Origin of the sequence: Trichococcus palustris (assembly GCF_900114465.1) — a bacterium.
Classification (GTDB): Bacteria; Bacillota; Bacilli; order Lactobacillales; family Aerococcaceae; genus Trichococcus; species Trichococcus palustris.
The window spans coordinates 1-19,439 of the sequence record NZ_FOTD01000021.1; the positions used below are offsets into that span (position 1 = coordinate 1).

Genomic DNA, 19,439 nt, shown 5'->3' on the forward strand with positions numbered 1-19,439 from the left:
CGAATGGCTGAGCACACAAAAAACCAGCACACCCGTACCCATCGCCTCGCCAAAAATATTTGATGCCGTATGACGGATGGCAGGTGCTGTGGAAAAGACGCCCATCATCTGCACGCCTATCCCATTATCCATCCGTTGACACTCCCTCTTCCTTAACTGTTAAAGAAAGAGGCTGGGGACAAAAGTCCTAGCCTCTTTCGCATTTCCTAACAATTAATCGTAAACGTGTTCCAAAAAGCAGACCTGAAGTCACTTCACGAATAATGCTCAGACGGTCTGCGACCATCCTCCGCTTATTCGCTCCAGTGATTCGGGTCTAAACGCTTTTTGTCTCACTCTCTTCTCTATTTAAATATTCCTAAACTGGCGGGAAATTTCCCGAATAATCTTCCTACATTCGAGGATCTCGCCATGTGCAGGCTTTTTAGTTGCTGGATCAGGGAGCGCGACGGGTTATTCCAAGAGACCGCGCCGTCTTAAGTATCCCTCAAAATAAGACAGCCCCTTCTAATAGAACACTCGTTTCTAAATTTTATCCCTTTTTTCAGTCAGTGATGTCCTTCTTAGCAGCAGCCACCGTGTCCGCAGCCGCATGAAGGTGTTTCGCTTTTTTCAGATTGGCAGCAACCGCCCTCTGATCCAGCTCCGCAGCCGCAGCCCTCTTCTTCGTCTTCGTCTTCGGAACCACAGCCGCATGATCCGCAACCGCACTCTTCGTCGGTCACTTCAATAAAACGGACGCCGATATAGTCGGTGATTTCATCATTCGAAGGATAGCCGCCTGTCTTTACGATTTTACCGTCAACCATTGTGATTGGTAATGCCTCAACGCCTTCGGCTTGCAAAACTTCCGTAATCTCTTTGTTTTTGATGAATTCATCCGGGTTGTTTGACAAGTTGTAGCGAATCGCTTCAAAGTATTCAGAATCCCCTAAAGCTTCCATTACGGCTGTGATGCGCATTAGATCTTGGTCAACGGAAGGTCCGCAAACACCTGTACTGCAACACATTGCCGGTTCAAAAATTGTTATATTCGTCATTATTTATTTCCCCTTAAAGTAAGTTTTTTATATAGATCCAGAACCGTCTGCATGGCAGACCATTATTTACTTAATATAGATTTTCTTCTATCTAATGTCAATAGCCTGAATTGAAAAAAGCATGGTCAAAACGCTGGGGCATATCATTTTGATTTCGAGGCAGCACCAACGTTTCGCTTACCCGACTCATCCAGCTTACTGTCCATTGAAAAACTTTCCCCACTTTGGATTCGATGGACCTGCCCGTACGTATACTAGCCGCTGACCTTCTTCAAATGAATATTATTTTTCATGCAAAATAGCCTTATGAGGAACGTGCCAACAAAACAAGTATATAGTGCTGCTTCATTTCCAAACATTTTATAGACTGCTAAGAATAGGACTGCGCCTAAAATGGATGCCACTGCATAGACTTCCTTGCGGAATACATAGGGTATTTCCTTAGCGAATACATCCCTTATTATTCCCCCGCCAGTCCCGGTAAGGACCGCCAGCGTTATGACAATAAATGGCTGATGGAATCCCTCCCTGATGGCCACATCTGCACCAATGGCAGTGAATGCCCCAAGACCGACAGCGTCAAAGAGCGGCAGAATTTTAGCCATTCGGTGGATTTTCTTATAAAAGGCGATTACGAAAGCGGCAGATAGGATGCTGATTATCGCATAGGACGGATTGGCGAAGGAAGCCGGCAAGCTTCTATTGATCAGGACATCCCTGACAATTCCGCCCCCAACCGAGGTAATGATTGCAAAAACCGCAATTCCGTAATAATCCAGCTCCTTCTCAATGGCAGTCAAAGCCCCCGACATCGCAAAAGCGACCGTACCAATAAATTCTACAATTGAAATAAACTCCAGTTGAAACCCCTCCTAGATAGAATGCACTGATAGTATACCGTTCCTGCCGTTCTTCTTCCAGCAAAAAAAGAATGCACCGCTAATAAAAGCGCTGCATTCCCTGTTCCCTTAGCCGATGGAATCATCACAGCAATAAGGCTTCATTCTAAAAAAATTATTCGGCAACCTGAGCTGCTACATTTGCTTTTGGCGTAGTCATGAAAATTGAGATCAAAGCAATCACTCCAAAAGCGACGTTAAGAATCAGACCCATAGAACCGGCAACTTCCAAGTTACCTTGTGCCCCGATCGCATTGTACAGACTTGAAGAAAGGGCAACCCCTGTTGCTCCGCCTAAAGAACTGGCCATTTTGTAAATTCCGGATGCACTACCGACTTTATCAGCAGGCGCATTGGAAATGGCTGTATCCGTTGAAGGAGTAGCATAAATACCCAAACCAAAACCATATAAAGCATAGCCGACGAATACCAAGAAATTATAGGCGATTCCTGGCACAAAAGTAAAGGCCATCAAAACAATGCCGCTTGTTGCAATGAGCGTACCCGTCATCATTGGCTTGCGGGAACCAAATTTTTGCAATGCTTTTTCACCCATACGGATGGAGCTCAGCACGCACACCAGGTAACCGATCGTCAACAATCCGGATTGGAATGAAGAGAAGCCGCGGCCGACTTGAACATAAGTATTTGCAACCAGCATTGTACCTGCAGAAGCATTCAACAAGAAGTTAGATAAAGTAGCACCGCTGTACGCTTTATTTTTGAATAGCGAGAAGTCGATGAAGCTGTTTGCATGTCTTTTTTCGATATTCACAAAAAGAATAACGGAAATGACGAATGCAACCGCCAATCCCAAGATGATAGGATTTGTCCATCCCAGGGTTCTTCCTTGGCTGATGAAAATATTGAACGTCAGCATAGCAATTACAAAAGTAATCAGCCCGCCGATGTCAAAAGGTTTCTTTTCGCCGACTGCTTCAAATTTGCTTTCCGGAGTTCCCTTAAGCAAAAGCATACCGGCAATGGCAACCACGATCGAGACGATGAAGATTGCGCGCCAGCCGAAGTAAGTGGCTACTAAACCGCCGAAGAATGAGCAGATTCCTGAGCCGCCCCAAGAACCGATTGACCAGAAACTCAACGCACGTTGTCTGTCGGCGCCGTCGAAGTATGTCTTCATCAAAGCCAAAGTAGCCGGCATGATGCATGCAGCGGATAGCCCTTGGATGATGCGCCCGATGATCAACAAAGCTGGGCCGTTTGCCAATACTAAGCACAAAGAACCGATGATGCTTAAGATCATCCCGATATTCGTTAATTTTACGCGGCCATATTTATCCGCAAGCCCACCGGCAACAACCATGAACATACCTGAAAATAAAGATGTCACACTGATGGCGATCCCCAAGATGCCTGATGAAATGCCCAAGTCAGCTTGAATGGCCGGCACAATGTTTACCATTGTTTGAGCAAACAACCAGAATGTTACAACCCCAAAAACAATCCCAAGAATAAGTCTATTATTTCCTTTATATTGCGTCTCCATTATTTTCCACTACCTCCATTTAAATAATCAATTACTAATGTTCCCATCGTTTCAGCGGCAATCGTCATGCTTTCCGGATTAATTCTGAATTTTGGATGGTGATGCGGGTATGCCTCGCCTTCCTCCGGACTTGCACCAACGTATAAGAAAACGCTAGGGCGTTCTTTTGCATAGTAAGCAAAGTCTTCTGAAGGCGGTTGAGCTTCACAACGTTCCACAGCATTTACTCCCGGCATATCAGTAGCCTGCAAAGCATTCGCTGCGAATGCGGTCATTTCTGGATCGTTATACAATACCGGATAATCATTATCATAATCCAATTCATAGGTCACATCGAACATGGCGGCGACGCCATCCAATTTGGCACGGATTTCTTTTTCAATCAAATTGCGCGTCGCTTCAGACATCGAGCGTACGTCCCCTTCAAGGAAGACCGAATCTTTGATGACATTGAAAGAACCGCGTCCATCAAAATTGCCGATTGTGATGGACCCGACATCGAATGGGTTCAAGCGGCGGCTAACGATGGATTGTACAGCGACCACAAAATAGCTGGCTGCCACGATGGCATCGTTCGCTTTATGCGGTGATGAACCATGTCCACCGACGCCTTGGATCTTCACATGGAAGTTGGCGCGGCCTGTTTGAACATTCCCTTCGCGGTAGAACACTTTACCGTATTCCATTTGGGACATCACATGAATACCGAAGACATTGTCAACGCCGTCCAATGCGCCGTCTTTGATCATGCCGATTGCTCCGCCCGGCGGAACTTCTTCAGCAGGCTGATGCAGGACAACAATCTTTCCTTCCAATTGTTCCTTCATTTCAATCAAGGATTCAGCAAGGATCAGCATATAGGATGTATGGGCATCGTGTCCGCAAGCGTGCATCACGCCTGGTGTTTCAGAAGCATACGGCAAGCCCGTTTCTTCTTGGATCGGCAACGCATCGAAGTCAGCACGGATAGCAAGCGTTTTGCCTGGTTTTCCGCTGTCGATGGTCACGACAATGCCGCGCCCGCCAACATTGGTACGAACATCACAATCTTTTCCCTGATAAAAAGCTTCGATATACTTGGCTGTCTGTTCTTCTTGGAAAGACAGTTCCGGATGGGCATGCAGGTAGCGATACATGTCAACCATGCGGTCATGCTTTTCGGCTATTTTTTTGAATAATTGCTCTTTCATTGCTTCGTTCACTCTTTTTCTCTCCCCTTTTGTATTTTCATGCAGCACATTTTTGCAGTATCTCCTAATCACTCAGCTAGTATACCGCCTCCAAAAAATAAAGACAGGTCAGTTTTTATTCAAAATACCCCTATTTTTGCTTTTTTCTTTTCAAAAAAACAGCTGAAAGCAAATAAAAAGGGAACATTTTTGTCATTAAGCGCTTCCGCGACTTATTGGTTGCCTAACTTTTTCAGAAAAAACAAAAAATGATACAAAAAAAGTCCGAGGCACACATTTTGTGCCCCGGACTCTGTTCGTATACAGGTCGCCGTACTCTTTTTAGACAATTGCTCTGCGGTATTCGATTAACTGGATGGCGTTGCTGGCCAGAGAAACATAGAAGGTCCAATCTTCGCCAATTTGTTCATCTTTTATCTCCAAAGTCGGTGATGAAGACTGCACGATATAGTCCATCACCTCAAAATCAACGCCATATTTGCTGTTCAGTTGTCCCCATTTCGAATAAAGACCACCGTTTTCCTTGTCAAATTGGTATTTTCGGACTTGGTATTCGCCAGGCTCCATCCCCAACAAGCGGACATGCAGTTCTTTGCTGCGGTTCCTCATGAACAATTCATCGACCGAATAGCGCGGGTTGAAATGCTTTTCATTGAAAAGCATAAGTTGGTAACCGTCTTCGTTTCCCGTCATCACATAATCCCCCCCTTGGGCGATCACTTTTCCGGTCATCCGCTCCTTGAACATCAAGGTGAAGAAAGCGGGCCGTTTCCCGTTGAAGAAATGGAATAACTCCAACCCATCCACTAAAATATCGCGGCTTCCGCTGATTTGTTCGTGGATTTCATTGTTTACCCAGAAACCCAGCCCCTCCACTTCTGTGCTCAAATCCAAAATTGTTTTTAAAATCAACGCACCCCTGAAAAACGTTCCGTTGGTATAGCGGGTGTTTCCGGTCAGCGTGTTCCAACTGTCCAAATAAAGCGGCTTCTTCAACTGATGCTTCTTCAAGAAATGCTTTAATTTCTGTGTCTTATTCAAAATGTAATCCCGACTGTTCAAAAAATCCTCATCACTGATGTTTGAAAAATCGACGATTTCATTTTGATCCGCATCATAGGCTATAAAATCGATTTTATCGGCTTGATTGAATTGCCATTGATGATGTACCGAGATATTTTCCCTATCTTCCCGGAAGGGGAAAAAAGTTCCCATCCTCAATTGTACGGAGCGTTTTCGTGTCACTTCATGTATCCTCAGATAAATACGCTCCAATTCTGTAGACAAGACGGTTGTTTCTTTGGCAGCGTAATAAAGGATTTGCCACTGATCGACAAATGCCCTGCCAAAGATTTGAAGCGCGTGGACCAAAAACCTGTCCAATTCGATAAAGAAATGCTCTTCATTGTGGATGACTTCTTTGTATTCGATCCTAAAAAAAAGGCTGATTCCTTGATTCTTCAGAAACTGCAAAGCCAAATCTGAATTGGCATATTTCGGTGAAGTCGGCACCAATTCGTCCGTATCCACTTCCGGTAATAAGGTCGATCCTCCAATCAGATGGCGCACCCCGACGAAATCGACACGTAATTTTTGCTTGGACAAAATAACCTGTTCTTTCACATTTTCCTTCAGCAGCTCCTTCAGTTCACCGACAAAAAGAATATGCTTTTCTCGTTCCAACGATTCCGCCACTTCGCATTTCCCGACAATGATTTCACGTTCTTCAATCGGCACTTCATCCGGCAACAAACCTTGTTTCGCTGATTCTTCCAGATATTGAGCCAAGCGGATGAGCGCTTCCGGCGAATCCAAGACTTGCTTGGTTTCCATTTTGACCGTCCTTGCTTCTTGCTTCTCCAACTTTTCATTTTGGTGTTCTTTCCGGTACTGTGCCGGTGTTTGCTCATATTCTGATTTAAAGGCTAATGAAAAATTTTTGGCTGTCGAAAATCCGTTCTTTACGGCAATCTGGAACAGATTATCCGAGGTATACAGCAAATCCTCCACAGAATGCTTCAAACGGACCATTTTCAGGTATTCCAAAAACCCCATTCCGGTCGACTGCTTAAAGTAACGGGACAGATAAGAGGGGGACAGATATTCACTCTCTGCCATTTCCGCTAACGTCAAGGGCTCAGCATACCGTAGTTCAATGATTTGGATGATGCGGGCGATGCGTTCATCACTCGTTTCACCACCCTTGAAGTTCGGCACTGTCTTCTTGAAGAAGCGGGTCATCAAAAGCATCACCTGATAAAGGGCGCTTTGAACTTCCAGAAAGCTCCCTTCCTCCCCGCGTGAGTTGGCGATTACGAATTCGGACAACAGCCTGCGCAACTGGGCAACGACACTCTCGCGCCCCGGATCCAGCTCTTTCGTATAACACTCAAAATAGTAATGAAAGTATTTCGCATAATGCGTCACAAAAAAATGGCTGGAGATGCTCAGGCAAATCACGATGTTGCTTTCATTTCCTGTAATGGTGTAATTATCATTCCGGTTGACAAAAAGGATGTCGCTTTCTTCCAAAACATAATTTTTCCCGCTTACCGCCACCGTTGCTGTTCCCTTGATGACCAATAAGATGCGCGTACCGTAATAGCGTTGTGGAGCAGAATAACGGATATTCTCCATGGTGATTTCAAAATCTGCTGTGCCTTCTCTTGGCATCCGTATCCCTCCCTTTGTTCGCTTTTCTTTTTTCCATTATAACCAACCCAGCTCAACTTTCACAGTCCCTGACGTTGCGTCGCCCTTTATGGCCATGATACGCGGCGGAAAAGAGATTGCAAGGGAAATGTGGGGATTTCTCATCAAATATTCCTCGAATTATTAAAGGTTTGTCACGAAATCTTCACAACTGCACGGTATACTCTTTTCATACCAAACAAACCTAATCTTTTCTTTAGATCTCCCCTCCGATTGTTCGAAGCTGCAACTTCGGCAATCCCTTTCTAAAGATAACCAAATCACCGACTCAGCAGCTTATGCTGAGTCGGTGCAAAGAAACCTCCACGAAAAAATCGTGGAGGTTTCTTTGTGCTGCGGTCATGCTTTGGTTCTTTCCTTTTGATAGGTGTCGATCAGTTCATCCCTGACCAGAATCCATTCGGGCCGGTGGTCGTCCGGATGGACACGGTTGGAAAGGAAAAGGAACCCTTGTTTTGCCGCCGGGTCCAAAATGAGGAAAGTGCCCGTATACCCGGTATGGAAAAGGGCCTGTCCAAAGCCAGCACCAAGCAGGTTCCAGCCCAGCGAACGGGCATTCCCTGGCACGTGCCCCCAATCCTGCAGCAGCATCCGGACAGTCTCCTTCTTCAGGATGCGGACGCCTTCCCACTCGCCCTCATGCAGCAGCATCTGGCTGAAGCGAAGCACGTCCTTCATCGGAGCGAACAGGCCAGCGCTCCCGCAATGGTCGCCCAGGATGCGCGCTTTGGGATCATGGACCTCTCCGCGGATCACCCCGCGCTGCGGGTGGTTTTCGGTCGGTATGCAGTCCGCTGAGGCAGCCGGATGATAGGTGCTGGCATCCATTCCCAACGGCTTTTTGACGCGTTCTTCAAAATTTTCCGCCACCGATTTCCCGGTCAGCTTCTCGATGATGAATCCGGCGATGATGAGCCCCGCATCCGTGTACGTCACCTTCTTGCCGAATTGCGACTCGGGTTCCAAGGTGAGCAACGCTGCTGAGAGCTCCGCCGCGGACAAGGCATCCCGGTTTTTGATGTATCCTTTCAAGTCTGCCGTGTGCGTCAACAAATGCCGCAGCGTCACCTTCGGGGAAGAAAAAGCCGGCAGAATCGCTTGCACCGGTTGGTCGAAATCGATTTCCCCCTCTTCATAGAGCTGCAGCAGGATGGTCGTCGTAACGACCACTTTGGTCAGCGAGGCCAAATCATAGAGCATGCCTTCCCGTAAAGGTTCTGTTTCCGGATAGGCTGCCGCGACGCCCTCCCGGTATTCCCAGACCGCTTCCCCTTCTATGAAGGCATAGCTCGCTCCGGGGAAAACCTTCTCCTCGAGCATCTTCGCGATTTTTTTGCGTGTTTCCGGGTACATGCCATCCACTCCTTGTGTTGATAGTCCTTTCCTCCAACTATAGCAGAACGACGGAAAACAATTCAAGCCCTCCGGAATCTGCCCATTCGTTTCGGATTGCAGTGTTTCATAAATGATGAAATGTAACATTATTCTATTTCCATTAATAAAGCGTTCTCACTTTCAGTTAACCGTGCTAAACTAAAGAGAAATAATTTTTGGGAGGTTTTTTAATGGAATATTTCCGGGACAAATTGTATTGGAAATATGTTGCATTATTTATTTTTTATTTTTTGGCTATGGCGGCTCTGTCTTCCTTAATTTCGGTTTACTTGACCGGCATAGGGAAAAGCGGATCGGAAATTTCACTTATCCTGATCGTCGCAAGCATCATCGCGATCGGGATCCAAGGCTTGGTAGGCATCACCAATGAACGTTGGAGCATCCGGACAAACATAACCATCTATCTCTTGGTAGGCGCAGCCATTGCTCTCCTTTTTTTCGTCACTACCGACACGTGGCTTCTCGGCTTCGTTTATGGCCTCAGCAATGCCATCATCCTGGGGGTCAATCCCTTATTTGAAGGCATGGCTACCGAAAGCCATTTCCGTTACGGCTTGATTCGCTTGTGGGGTACGCTCGGCTATGCCGCCGGCCAACAAGTGACCGGGATCATCTATGATTATATCGCGCCGAATTCCATTTTCATCCTGTTCATCGTAGCCTCGCTGCTAGCGGTTGTCTGCATCTATATTTTACCGAAGCCCAAAGCGGCTACCAGTCCTACCGGCGTCATTGAAATAAGCGAGAATCCAGAAAAACATACCGTCAAAAATATCTTTAAAAACAAATTATTCATCACCTATCTGGTTATCGCATTCCTCTTTTTTGGGCCAAATATGATAAACACCAGTTACTTGCCGTTGTTATTGAAAGCAACCGGGGCCCCTGTATCGATCGTCAGCGTCACTTTGACGGTTGCTCTATTTGCAGAAGTACTCGTCATGATTTTCTCAAATCGTTTCATGGACCGCTTCACCAACAAGCAGCTGTTGATGGCCGTGCTGTTGCTGACAGCCGTTAACTATCTCGTCTGTTATCTGTCGTCGGACTTCCTTGTCCTTTCCTTTATCGTGATAACTACGAAGTTCTTCGCTTCCGGCACCTTTCTCATGCTGCATATCAAGATTGTTTCAACAATCCTGAACCGAAAACTGATCACTACCGGATTGACCGTGGTCGCCATGATTTCGCGGAACATAGGCACCATCTTTTTCCAGATGATAGCCGGTCCTGTGATCGACAACTTAGGTTTGCATATGCTCTATTTGATACTGCTGATTTTCACGGTCATCGCCATGGCAATCGCCATCCCCTTCCAGATACCACCGCAGCCTAAAGAAAAACTGTTCTCCTAAGAAAAGCAAAGAAAGAAGAAGCGGATTTTTTATTCCGCTTCTTCTTTCTTTACGTCCTGGATCCATTAAAAACCTTCGCTCAAAAATGCAACCACGATAACGCTCAGCAGCAGGCAGAGGATTACGATGAGCAGCACCAAAACGGAGCGTTCCTTCTTCCTGATCATGGCGACCAATCCGGTTACGAATCCCAGAAAAAGGGAGAGGATGCCGATGACCGTCAAGCTGGCGAAAACAATCCCAGCCCAATTGCCTTGGCCCGCACCACCTGGTTCCAAATTTCCGAATTGAGGCTGCAAGATGCTGACAAGCGTCCAGGTTACGACAAACAGAACGAAAAACCCGATAGCCAACTTGCCCAGAAACGTCTTAGGTAAAACGGTGAGGTGCATATCCTTTTCCTCCTCGATCCTGTTTCCTGGCGATTTGCTTCATTTATACGTTTATTTTACCATGAACGCGCCGGGGCATACATTATGGCGCTCAATCATAGCAGATACGCAAAAGGGTCCTTCAGGGCCAAAATAAAAGCCACCAAAGATTCCTCGTATTCGAAACGAAGTCCCTTTGATAGCTGATGCACCCCTAAAAATGGTTCAGGTTTGATTCGGCCTAGAAATGCGTCTCATCAATGTCGAGCGCATCCAAGGCTGCGTTGATCCGCACCAATTCTTCCTTGCTGAGCTCAATATCCATGGCACCCAGATTCTCCTCCAAACGATGCAATTTCGTCGTTCCCGGAATCGGCACGATGAAGTCGCGTTGGGCAAGTTCCCAAGCCAATACGATTTGAGCAGATGTCGCCTCTTTGCTTGCAGCGATTTCAGCCAACAAGTCCAGCAGTGCTTGATTTTTTTCCATTACTTCCGGCTTGAAGCGGCCCATCATGCTGCGGAAATCTCCCTCCGCATATTTTGTGTCCTTGTTGTATTTTCCGCTCAAGAAGCCATTGCCCAATGGACTGTATGCGACAAAGCCGATGCCTAATTCTTCGCAAACGCCGAATAATTCGTGCTCCGGTTCGCGCCATACCATCGAATATTGATTTTCGACAGCCGTCAATGGGCATATCGCGTGGGCGCGGCGGATATAATCGATTGGGGCATTGGACAGCCCCCAATGTTTGATTTTGCCTTCAGCCATTAATGCCTTGATGGTTGCTGCGACAACTTCGGGTTCGACATTCGGATCGATGCGGTGTTGATAATACAAATCGATGTAGTCGACCTGCAGCCGCTTCAGGGACCCCGCCAATTGTTCGCGGATGGAATCCGGCGCGCTGTCCACCATATTTTGCGGTTTGCCGTCCACCATTACCTGTCCGGTGATGCCAAATTTGGTTGCAATGACAGCTTTTTCGCGCATGGGTTTGATGGCTTCGCCAAGGACGATTTCATTCCCTTCGCCGTAGACGACCGCCGTGTCAAAAAAATTTCCGCCCAGTTCGATTGATTTGCGGATCAGTTCGATCATTTGCGCGCGATCAGCGGCAGGTCCATAGGCATGATCCATCCCCATCAATCCTAAGCCGATAGCGGATACTTCCAATCCATTTCCGATAATGCGTTTTTTCATATTTTTCATTCCTCCTCGTTCATCTCGCTTACAAGGTAAGTATAAAGCTTGGAGTCCACTCAAAGGCAAGCGTTTTCTATTATTTTATTCGGATATATCGTGACAAAAGCAAAAAGCTGTCTCATTACAAGACAGCTCTTCCTTTCCGATTCATTGTAAACATTGCAAGCTGAATGCGCAACTGCTCAGCTTCAGTTCTCCAAGATGTTCGCTCCATTCGTGGCGATTACTTCTTTGTACCAGTCGAATGATTTTTTCTTTGAGCGTTCCAAGGTACCGTTGCCCTCGTCATCCAAGTCGACATAGATGAAGCCATAGCGCTTGCTCATCTCACCGGTCGATGCGGACACGAGATCGATGCAGCCCCAAGGCGTATAGCCGATCAGGTCGACCCCATCAAGCACAGCTTCATGCATTGCCCGGATATGTTCCTTCAAGTAATTGATGCGGTAATCATCGTTGATCGTCCCGTCAGCTTCTCTTACATCTTTTGCACCAAGACCGTTTTCGACGATGAATAATGGCACTTGATAACGATCCCACAGATCATTCAAGGAAATGCGCAAGCCTAACGGATCGATTTGCCAACCCCATTCACTTGCTTGCAGGAACGGATTTCTGACGCCGTTCATCAGATTACCTGAAGCCGCATCGCTTTCACCTTGAGCCCCGATGACATCCGTCGCCATGCTCATATAGTAGCTGAAGCCGAGATAATCGACCGTATATTGTTTAATCAGATCCAGATCGCCGTCTTCCAAGACCGGCGCTTTGGCATCATATTCCTGCAACAGGCGGTTCATATAAGTAGGATAAGCCCCTCTCACTTGCACATCGCTCGTGAAATAGTCGAAGGCTCTTTCCTTGAATTGGGAAGAAAATTGATTTTCCGGATGCGCATCCAATGGATAGAATGGCGCATAGATCTGCATGCAACCAATCTGGATATCTTCGCGCAGCTCATGGCCGATCTTTACAGCAAGAGCGCTTGCGACGAATTGATGGTGCCAAGCCTGAAAACGGTTCGTGAAATCATCGGAACCCGTGCTCGGGATCAGCCCTTGAGAAAGCGTCGGAAATTCGATTGCAGAATTGATTTCATTGAACGTCATCCAATATTTCACTTTCGCTGCGAAACGTCCCAGAACGACTGTGGCATAGCGTTCGAAGAAAGCAACAATCTGGCGGTTTTTCCAGCCACCGTATTCCTTCGCCAGATGCAGCGGCATTTCATAGTGGGACAACGTAATCACTGGCTCGATTCCGTACTTCAAGCATTCATCGATCAAAGCTCCGTAGAAATCCAATCCCTTTTCATTCGGTTTTTCCTCGTCGCCCTGAGGAAAAATCCGGCTCCAGGCGATCGAAAAGCGGTAGGCTTTGAAGCCCATTTCAGCGAATAAAGCGATATCTTCCTTGAAACGATGGTAGTGATCGATCCCAATATGATTCGGATAACCATATTTTCCCTTGTCGATCGTCCAGTCGAATTCCTGCGAATTCAAAATGGCAAAACGTTGCTTCCCGCCCGGCATTGCATCCGCCACGGAAGGCCCTTTCCCGTCTGCATCGAAAGCTCCTTCACACTGATTTGCGGCAGTCGCGCCGCCCCAAAGAAAATCCTTTTTGAAACTCATCATAATTGCCCCCTTTTTTTCATTCGTTTAACTAACTCAACTCTACCACTTCACCTTGACTTTAAGTCAACAGGAAATAGGAAATTTTATCCATTTGAAAGTTTTACTTGACTTAACCTTCACTTTAAGTTGTAAGCTTTGCCTATAAAACAAATTAGGCCAATCAGGAGGTGAAAAACATGAATATTTCAGAAGCAGCAGAAAAATCAGGGCTGACAGCGGTAACCCTGCGTTATTACGAACGGATCGGCTTGATCCCACCCGTAACAAGGGGCAACGGCGGCGTCCGGTTGTATGAAGAATCCGATCTTGGGTGGATCGATTTCATCAAGTGCATGCGCAATGCCGGCTTGTCGATCGAATCTTTGATCGAATACACGGCTTTGTTCGATAAAGGAAAAGATACCGTCATTGCAAGGAAGGACATCCTGATCGAAGAACAGAAAAAACTGCAGGAACGTTACGACGAACTAGGAAAAACACTGGAAAAACTGAACAAGAAAATAGAACATTATGAACAAGAACATTCTTGAGAATTGCTTATACAGCCGAAAAGGAGTGCTTAACATTTGCATACACTACAAACAACAATTATCGATAACGTGAACAGCCCCGCAGACGTGAAGACACTGAACCTCGTTGAAATGGAACAATTGGCTGGAGAGATCCGCTCGTTGGTATTGAACAAGGTCAGCCAGGTCAGCGGCCACGTCGGACCCAACTTGGGTGTTGCCGAATTGACGATCGCTTTCCACCATGTTTTCGATTCGCCAAAGGATAAGATCGTCTGGGACGTTTCCCACCAGTCCTACCCTCACAAAATTCTGACAGGCCGCAAACATGGCTTCGTCGACAAAGAAAATTTCCATTCCGTCACAGGCTACACTTCTCAATACGAAAGCGAACACGACTTCTTCACGGTGGGACATACTTCCACATCCATCAGTCTCGCTGTCGGGATGGCGAAAGCTAGGGATCTGAAGAAGGAAACAGGAAATGTCGTTGCTTTGATCGGTGACGGTTCCCTGAGCGGCGGGCTGGCCTTCGAAGGTCTGAACAATGCTGCTGAACTGAATTCCAACCTGATTATCATCCTCAACGACAATGAAATGTCGATCGATGAGAATTTCGGCGGTCTATACCGTTCGTTGGCAGAGCTGCGTGCGACCAATGGTGAAGCGTCGAATAATCCGTTCAAAGCATTGGGCTTTGATTACCGTTACCTCGAGGAAGGAAACGATTTGACGAAAATGATCGAAACCTTCCGCGAGGTCAAGGACATTGCCCATCCGATCGTGCTTCATGTCCACACCGAAAAAGGTCACGGCTACGAAAAAGCCACTCAGGAAAAAACGAACTACCATTGGCGTTCACCATTCAACTTGGAAACAGGCGAAAGCTTGCGCCCGGCTGCTGGTGAATCGTACAATTCCATCATCATGGATCATCTGATCAAAAAGGTCAACGAGGACGAAATGAAACTGGCTGCCATCAATGCCGCCATCCCGGGGCTGTTCGGCCTGAACGCTTTCCAGGCTGCTCATCCGGAGCATTACTTTGATGTAGGCATCGCGGAAGGTCACTCGATTACGTTTGCCGCTGGCTTGGCTTCACAAGGAGTCAAACCGGTCGTCTTCCACTCGAGCACCTTCCTTCAGAGAGCCTATGACCAATTGTCACACGATCTGGCCATCAACGAGTTGCCGGCCGTACTGATCATCGGCGGCGGGAATATCTCTGGCGGAGCGGTGACGCATCTGGGTCTGTTCGACATTCCATTAATCAAGAGCATCCCTAATTTCAACTATCTTGCGCCGACAAGCAAGGAAGAACTGCTTGCGATGCTAGATTGGGCGCTGCAACAGGAAAACGGACCGATCGCCATCCGATTGCCGAACGGACCGGTTATATCCAGAAAAAATAAGTTTGCCGACTTCCAATCGCCAACCTATGAGATTCTCCGCAAAGGCAACAGAGTGGCAGTCCTGGCGCTTGGTTCTTTCCTTTCCCTCGGCGAGCAAGTCGCTGAGCAAATGAAGGCTATAGCCGGGGAGGACATCACCTTGATCAACCCGCGTTCCATCACCGCTCTTGATGTCAAGACGCTGAAGGAGCTGGAAACAAATCATGACCTGATCGTTACTCTTGAAGACGGTTCTTTGGCTGGCGGCTTCGGCGAGCAAATCGCTTCATTCTATGGAGCCTCAGCTGTCAAAGTTTTGAACTTCGGCGCGAAAAAAGAATTTACGGACAATGTTCCGCTTGAAACGCTTTATGAGCAGTTCCATCTGACTCCTGAATTGATTGTAAGGGACATCTTGGACACATTGGCATAGACTGATTCCTCCCGGACATAATAAAACCATCCAAGCGGACGTTGGACAACGTCTGCTTGGATGGTTTTCACTTTATTGGAAATGATTCCGTTCGGTTACCGGCTCTTCATCTGGAGCAACGAACGGCATTAATGGCTCAGACTCTGCTCGGAATCCCGCAAGTCGCCCTCATAGCTTTTGATCTTACCGTTCAGGCGTTCGATCGTTTCGCCGATTTCCTTGTACTTCAAAAGCAATAGGTCCCGCTCTCTGATTAGGATATTTTTGCGTTCTTCTGCTGTATCTGTCCCGTCTCTGAATAAAGACGTATATTCGATGAGCGACTCGACGGACAGTCCCGCACTGCGCATACATTTTACGAACTCGATCCAGCCTAGGTCATCCTGTTGATAATCCCGGACACCGCCATTTTTACGGGTGACAGGTGGAATAAGCCCTTCTCTTTCATAGTAGCGTAACGTGGCTGGAGTAACTCCGTTTATTCTTGCAGCTTCAGATATATTCATCAAGGTATCATCCTTTCTCGTATATAGTATACTCCACTTAGCAATCCATATTAAATCTAATGAACTTTGTTTTACTTAAGAAGCTTCTTATGGAAGCGCAAATGTCAAAAAAGCCTGAAAGAAAAACCCTTCACGGGAAATTCTTCCAGACTTCCTTACAAAATTTAGAGTGTAGAACTTGCTATTTTCCGAACTCCTAAAACAGATCCATGTTATTGCACAAAAGTCTCTGCCGCTGATATTTCAAGATTATCGCTTGATAAGTCATTCATTCAGCTTTACTTCGCCAATCTCACTTCCAGACGTTTGGATAGGAGTGATAATGCGTAACAGATGACAAAGTAGAACAGTGCCAGCGCCACGAACATCGGGATGACATAGCTTGTATCTTGGCCATAGATGATTTTGGCATTGTGCGTCAATTCCGGCAAGGAAATGATGGTCGCCAATGAGGTATCTTTGATCAAGGCGATCAGCTGGCTCACGATGGAAGGCAACATGGTGCGCAGCCCCTGCGGTAAGACGATATACCAGAGCGTCTGCATTTTCGTCAATCCGGTCGAAAGCCCCGCTTCGGTTTGCCCTTTCGGGATGCTGATCAGACCACCGCGGATGATTTCAGAAATCATCGCCGATTCAAAGATCGACATTGCCGCCACCGTCGACCAGAAGATATCGAAGCGGATGCCTAATTGCGGCAACGCAAAATAGGTGAAGAAGATGATCAGCAACAGCGGCAGATTCCGGATGACATCGATGATGAATCCGATGATCTTGGACACTGCCGGAATTTTCAGATAGCGCAGGACACCCAATAGTGTCCCCATCAGCAAGCTGATGATGATCGATAGGACTGCCACCTCCAGCGTAATAAGGAGGCCGTCAAACAAAAAGCGGATATTCATCCATGAAAAAGCATTTGTAAAATCCATTCGGTGCACTCCTTTCTATGCTTTCGAAGCAAAACGTTTTTCGACATGACTCATCAAGTAGGTCAACGGAACCGTAAGAAGCAAGTAGAACAAAGCCACTAAGATATAGGTATCAAACGTGTTGAACGTTTCACTGGCGATCAGGTCCCCGTAATACATCAAATCCAAACCTGCCACCATCGCCAAAACGGATGAATTTTTCACAAGATTGATGAATTGGTTGCCCAACGGGGGGATGACGATTTTAAGAGCTTGCGGCAACACGATGTACCGCATCACGCCTGCAAAGCCGAGCCCTTGCGAATACCCCGCTTCAAATTGTCCGCGCGGCACACTCATTATCCCGCTGCGGATGACGTCGGCAATGAAGGATGACGTGTAGATCGTCAATCCGATGATGCCGGCCGTCAACCCATCTATTTGAAAGAGATAGAGGGGGATGACAACATAAAAGAACATAACGATAACCAAAAGCGGAATGTTCCGGAAGAATTCGACATAAGCTGTTGCGATTATTTTTAAGAATCGGTTATTGGAAACCTGCAAGATTCCCAATAACGTTCCGATGATTAAACTGAAGACCAACGCGATGACACTTGAGTACAAGGTATTGCGGAAGCCCAAGATTAAATCTGGTGAATAAGTTTGTAATAGTTCCACCATGCTTTTTTACACCTCGTTTCGTATTATTGCGTAGCCTCAGGGAACCATTTGCCGTAAATGGCATCATAGGTCCCGTTAGCTTTAAGGGTCGCCAGGGCGTCGTTCAATTCGGCCAAGAAAGCCTTTTGGCCTTCATTGACGGCAATCCCGTACGGTTCGTCAGTGAAAGCAGGGCCAGCTAAACGGTAGCCTGGATTCTCTGCCATGATCCCCAACAGGATAGCATTATCCGTTGACATGGCATCGCCTTGACCGGATTGCAGGGCTGTGAAGGCTTCGGAATAATTCTCCAATTCCAAAATCTTGGCTTCAGGCGCATGTTCACGGATGCGGGTAGCGGAAGTCGAGCCCTTGACGACCAAAACAGTATCCTTGCTTGTCAGTGACGTCACATCCTTCAACGGGGAGTCTTCCGGAACAAGCAAGGCTTGTCCTGCTTCAAAATACACATCGGTGAAATCGACCACTTTTTCCCTTTCAGCCGAGATGGTCATGGTGGCGATGATTGCATCGATGTTCCCATTCTTCAACAGCGGGATGCGCGTTTTGGAAGTCACTTCGACAAACTCCGCTTTCCCTTCTTCACCCAATATTTCCTTCGTCAGCGCTTCGGCGATATCAATATCGAAGCCTTCGATTTTTCTGCTGGAAATATTATAGAGTCCAAATAAATTTGTATCGGTTTTGACACCCCAAGTAATCGTCGGTTTTTCTGCGTTCTCCAAACGCTCTGCGATATCGACAGCTGCAACAGTCGATTTCCCGCAAGCGGCGAAAAAGAAGAACAGGGGCAACAGAAAAATAAATTTCATCATTTTTTTCATCTGCTCACCTCTTCTAATGATTAATGATTTTGCTTAGGAATTGAATTGCTCTCTCGTCTTCGGGATTCTCGAAGAAGCTGTTGCTTTCCTTGTCTTCCAGAATTTCCCCGTCCGCCATGAAAATGACGCGGTCGGATACTTCGCGTGCGAATCCCATTTCATGCGTCACGACGATCATGGTCATCCCGGTTTCTTTCGCGACATATTTCATGACATCCAGCACTTCTCCTACCATTTCCGGGTCAAGCGCAGAAGTCGGTTCATCGAACAGCATCACTTTCGGGTTCATCGCAAGTCCGCGGGCGATGGCGACCCGCTGTTTTTGCCCGCCCGACAGGTTCGGTGGATAGGCATCCTTCTTGTCCCACATGTTTACGCGTTTCAACAATTGTTCCGCATATTCCATCGCTTCGGCTTTGCTCTTACCTAACACTTTCATGGGAGCCAATGTGATGTTTTCTAAAACCGTCATATGTGGATATAATTCAAAATGTTGGAACACCATTCCGATATTTTTACGGACATTGTTGATGTTCGTCGACTTGTCGCGGATGTCCGTTCCTTCGATGAAGAGGTGCCCCTCTGTGATGGTCTCCAATCCGTTGATACAGCGCAATAGCGTGCTTTTTCCTGATCCGGACGGTCCGATCAGCGTGACGACCTCGCCTTCCTCGATCGTCAAATTGATATTTTTTAACGCATGGAACTTCCCATAATATTTTTCTACATCCTTAAAAGTAATCATATTCATCTTCCTTTCTGTTGCCTGAAGCAAACCCATTCGTTTGCTCATCGTTTCGTTTATATGACGGTTGCGCTCATCCATTTGCATGCATTACGGCTATTTTCAACACGTTTTCAAATTATA

17 protein-coding genes are annotated in these 19,439 nt (G+C 46.8%); 3 read left to right on the forward strand and 14 right to left on the reverse strand.

The annotated features are described in order from the left end of the window. Positions 1–563 precede the first annotated feature (563 nt). From arsD to BM101_RS11685, 6 genes are all read right to left on the reverse strand, one after another. Positions 564–1,040 carry an arsenite efflux transporter metallochaperone ArsD gene (gene arsD, locus BM101_RS11660; RefSeq protein ID WP_087032632.1) on the reverse strand — a complete coding sequence of 159 codons (477 nt, stop codon included), beginning with the start codon at positions 1,038–1,040 and terminating at the stop codon, positions 564–566. 254 nt (positions 1,041–1,294) lie between these two features. Beyond that, positions 1,295–1,900 (reverse strand): trimeric intracellular cation channel family protein, encoded by a 606-nt coding sequence (locus BM101_RS11665; protein ID WP_087032630.1) that lies wholly within the window; start codon positions 1,898–1,900, stop codon positions 1,295–1,297. A gap of 154 nt (positions 1,901–2,054) precedes the next feature. Further along, a complete protein-coding gene (locus BM101_RS11670; protein WP_087032628.1) occupies positions 2,055–3,446 on the reverse strand; it encodes an MFS transporter in 1,392 nt (463 codons plus the stop codon). Then, a complete protein-coding gene (locus BM101_RS11675) occupies positions 3,446–4,636 on the reverse strand; it encodes an amidohydrolase (RefSeq protein WP_177194503.1) in 1,191 nt (396 codons plus the stop codon). Before BM101_RS11675 ends, BM101_RS11670 begins: the two co-directional genes overlap by 1 nt. 321 nt (positions 4,637–4,957) lie before the next feature. After that, positions 4,958–7,309, reverse strand: a complete 2,352-nt coding sequence (locus tag BM101_RS11680; RefSeq protein ID WP_087032626.1) for an AraC family transcriptional regulator — start codon at positions 7,307–7,309, stop codon at positions 4,958–4,960. Between the two features lie 378 nt (positions 7,310–7,687). After that, positions 7,688–8,701, reverse strand: a complete 1,014-nt coding sequence (locus tag BM101_RS11685) for a serine hydrolase domain-containing protein (protein WP_087033038.1) — start codon at positions 8,699–8,701, stop codon at positions 7,688–7,690. Positions 8,702–8,913: 212 nt separating this feature from the next. Here BM101_RS11685 and BM101_RS11690 point away from each other — a divergent pair, with 212 nt between their 5' ends. Next, entirely contained in the window at positions 8,914–10,098 is a 1,185-nt protein-coding gene (locus tag BM101_RS11690) for an MFS transporter (protein WP_087032624.1), read from the forward strand. 65 nt (positions 10,099–10,163) lie between these two features. Here the strand turns inward: BM101_RS11690 and BM101_RS11695 are convergent, their stop codons facing one another. The 3 genes from BM101_RS11695 to BM101_RS11705 all read right to left on the reverse strand — a co-directional run bounded on the left by BM101_RS11695 (position 10,164) and on the right by BM101_RS11705 (position 13,313). Further along, a complete protein-coding gene (locus tag BM101_RS11695; protein WP_087032622.1) occupies positions 10,164–10,490 on the reverse strand; it encodes a hypothetical protein in 327 nt (108 codons plus the stop codon). Positions 10,491–10,710: 220 nt separating this feature from the next. Beyond that, positions 10,711–11,673, reverse strand: a complete 963-nt coding sequence (locus BM101_RS11700) for an aldo/keto reductase (protein ID WP_087032620.1) — start codon at positions 11,671–11,673, stop codon at positions 10,711–10,713. A 191-nt stretch (positions 11,674–11,864) separates the two neighbouring features. After that, positions 11,865–13,313 (reverse strand): glycoside hydrolase family 1 protein, encoded by a 1,449-nt coding sequence (locus BM101_RS11705; protein WP_087032618.1) that lies wholly within the window; start codon positions 13,311–13,313, stop codon positions 11,865–11,867. A 176-nt stretch (positions 13,314–13,489) separates the two neighbouring features. On the opposite strand from BM101_RS11705, the gene BM101_RS11710 reads away from it, so the two are divergent. Together BM101_RS11710 and BM101_RS11715 are read left to right on the forward strand one after the other, a co-directional pair. Continuing rightward, positions 13,490–13,843 (forward strand): MerR family transcriptional regulator, encoded by a 354-nt coding sequence (locus tag BM101_RS11710; protein WP_087032616.1) that lies wholly within the window; start codon positions 13,490–13,492, stop codon positions 13,841–13,843. Positions 13,844–13,879: 36 nt separating this feature from the next. Continuing rightward, positions 13,880–15,646 carry a 1-deoxy-D-xylulose-5-phosphate synthase gene (locus tag BM101_RS11715; protein WP_087032615.1) on the forward strand — a complete coding sequence of 589 codons (1,767 nt, stop codon included), beginning with the start codon at positions 13,880–13,882 and terminating at the stop codon, positions 15,644–15,646. 128 nt (positions 15,647–15,774) lie between these two features. On the opposite strand, the gene BM101_RS11720 is transcribed toward BM101_RS11715, so the two are convergent. The 5 genes from BM101_RS11720 to BM101_RS11740 all read right to left on the reverse strand — a co-directional run bounded on the left by BM101_RS11720 (position 15,775) and on the right by BM101_RS11740 (position 19,322). Continuing rightward, the gene (locus tag BM101_RS11720) at positions 15,775–16,152 is read right to left on the reverse strand and encodes a MerR family transcriptional regulator (protein WP_087032613.1); all 378 of its coding nucleotides are present in this window, start codon (positions 16,150–16,152) and stop codon (positions 15,775–15,777) included. Positions 16,153–16,430: 278 nt separating this feature from the next. Further along, positions 16,431–17,084, reverse strand: a complete 654-nt coding sequence (locus BM101_RS11725) for an amino acid ABC transporter permease (RefSeq protein WP_087032611.1) — start codon at positions 17,082–17,084, stop codon at positions 16,431–16,433. 15 nt (positions 17,085–17,099) lie between these two features. Further along, on the reverse strand, positions 17,100–17,747 hold the full coding sequence (locus BM101_RS11730; protein ID WP_087032609.1) for an amino acid ABC transporter permease: 648 nt from the start codon (positions 17,745–17,747) through the stop codon (positions 17,100–17,102). Between the two features lie 23 nt (positions 17,748–17,770). Continuing rightward, positions 17,771–18,571, reverse strand: a complete 801-nt coding sequence (locus BM101_RS11735) for a transporter substrate-binding domain-containing protein (RefSeq protein ID WP_087032608.1) — start codon at positions 18,569–18,571, stop codon at positions 17,771–17,773. 13 nt (positions 18,572–18,584) lie between these two features. Then, on the reverse strand, positions 18,585–19,322 hold the full coding sequence (locus tag BM101_RS11740) for an amino acid ABC transporter ATP-binding protein (protein ID WP_245825711.1): 738 nt from the start codon (positions 19,320–19,322) through the stop codon (positions 18,585–18,587). Between the last annotated feature and the right edge of the window lie 117 nt (positions 19,323–19,439).

Coding starts and splice junctions, on each gene's coding strand:
- BM101_RS11675 (WP_177194503.1), bottom strand. CDS start 4,636: ATGAAAGAGCAATTATTCAAAAAAATAGCCGAAAAGCATGACCGCATG.
- BM101_RS11690 (WP_087032624.1), top strand. CDS start 8,914: ATGGAATATTTCCGGGACAAATTGTATTGGAAATATGTTGCATTATTT.
- BM101_RS11700 (WP_087032620.1), bottom strand. CDS start 11,673: ATGAAAAAACGCATTATCGGAAATGGATTGGAAGTATCCGCTATCGGC.
- BM101_RS11710 (WP_087032616.1), top strand. CDS start 13,490: ATGAATATTTCAGAAGCAGCAGAAAAATCAGGGCTGACAGCGGTAACC.
- arsD (WP_087032632.1), bottom strand. CDS start 1,040: ATGACGAATATAACAATTTTTGAACCGGCAATGTGTTGCAGTACAGGT.
- BM101_RS11685 (WP_087033038.1), bottom strand. CDS start 8,701: ATGTACCCGGAAACACGCAAAAAAATCGCGAAGATGCTCGAGGAGAAG.
- BM101_RS11725 (WP_087032611.1), bottom strand. CDS start 17,084: ATGGATTTTACAAATGCTTTTTCATGGATGAATATCCGCTTTTTGTTT.
- BM101_RS11735 (WP_087032608.1), bottom strand. CDS start 18,571: ATGAAAAAAATGATGAAATTTATTTTTCTGTTGCCCCTGTTCTTCTTT.
- BM101_RS11695 (WP_087032622.1), bottom strand. CDS start 10,490: ATGCACCTCACCGTTTTACCTAAGACGTTTCTGGGCAAGTTGGCTATC.
- BM101_RS11705 (WP_087032618.1), bottom strand. CDS start 13,313: ATGATGAGTTTCAAAAAGGATTTTCTTTGGGGCGGCGCGACTGCCGCA.
- BM101_RS11720 (WP_087032613.1), bottom strand. CDS start 16,152: ATGAATATATCTGAAGCTGCAAGAATAAACGGAGTTACTCCAGCCACG.
- BM101_RS11680 (WP_087032626.1), bottom strand. CDS start 7,309: ATGCCAAGAGAAGGCACAGCAGATTTTGAAATCACCATGGAGAATATC.
- BM101_RS11740 (WP_245825711.1), bottom strand. CDS start 19,322: ATGAATATGATTACTTTTAAGGATGTAGAAAAATATTATGGGAAGTTC.
- BM101_RS11670 (WP_087032628.1), bottom strand. CDS start 3,446: ATGGAGACGCAATATAAAGGAAATAATAGACTTATTCTTGGGATTGTT.
- BM101_RS11730 (WP_087032609.1), bottom strand. CDS start 17,747: ATGGTGGAACTATTACAAACTTATTCACCAGATTTAATCTTGGGCTTC.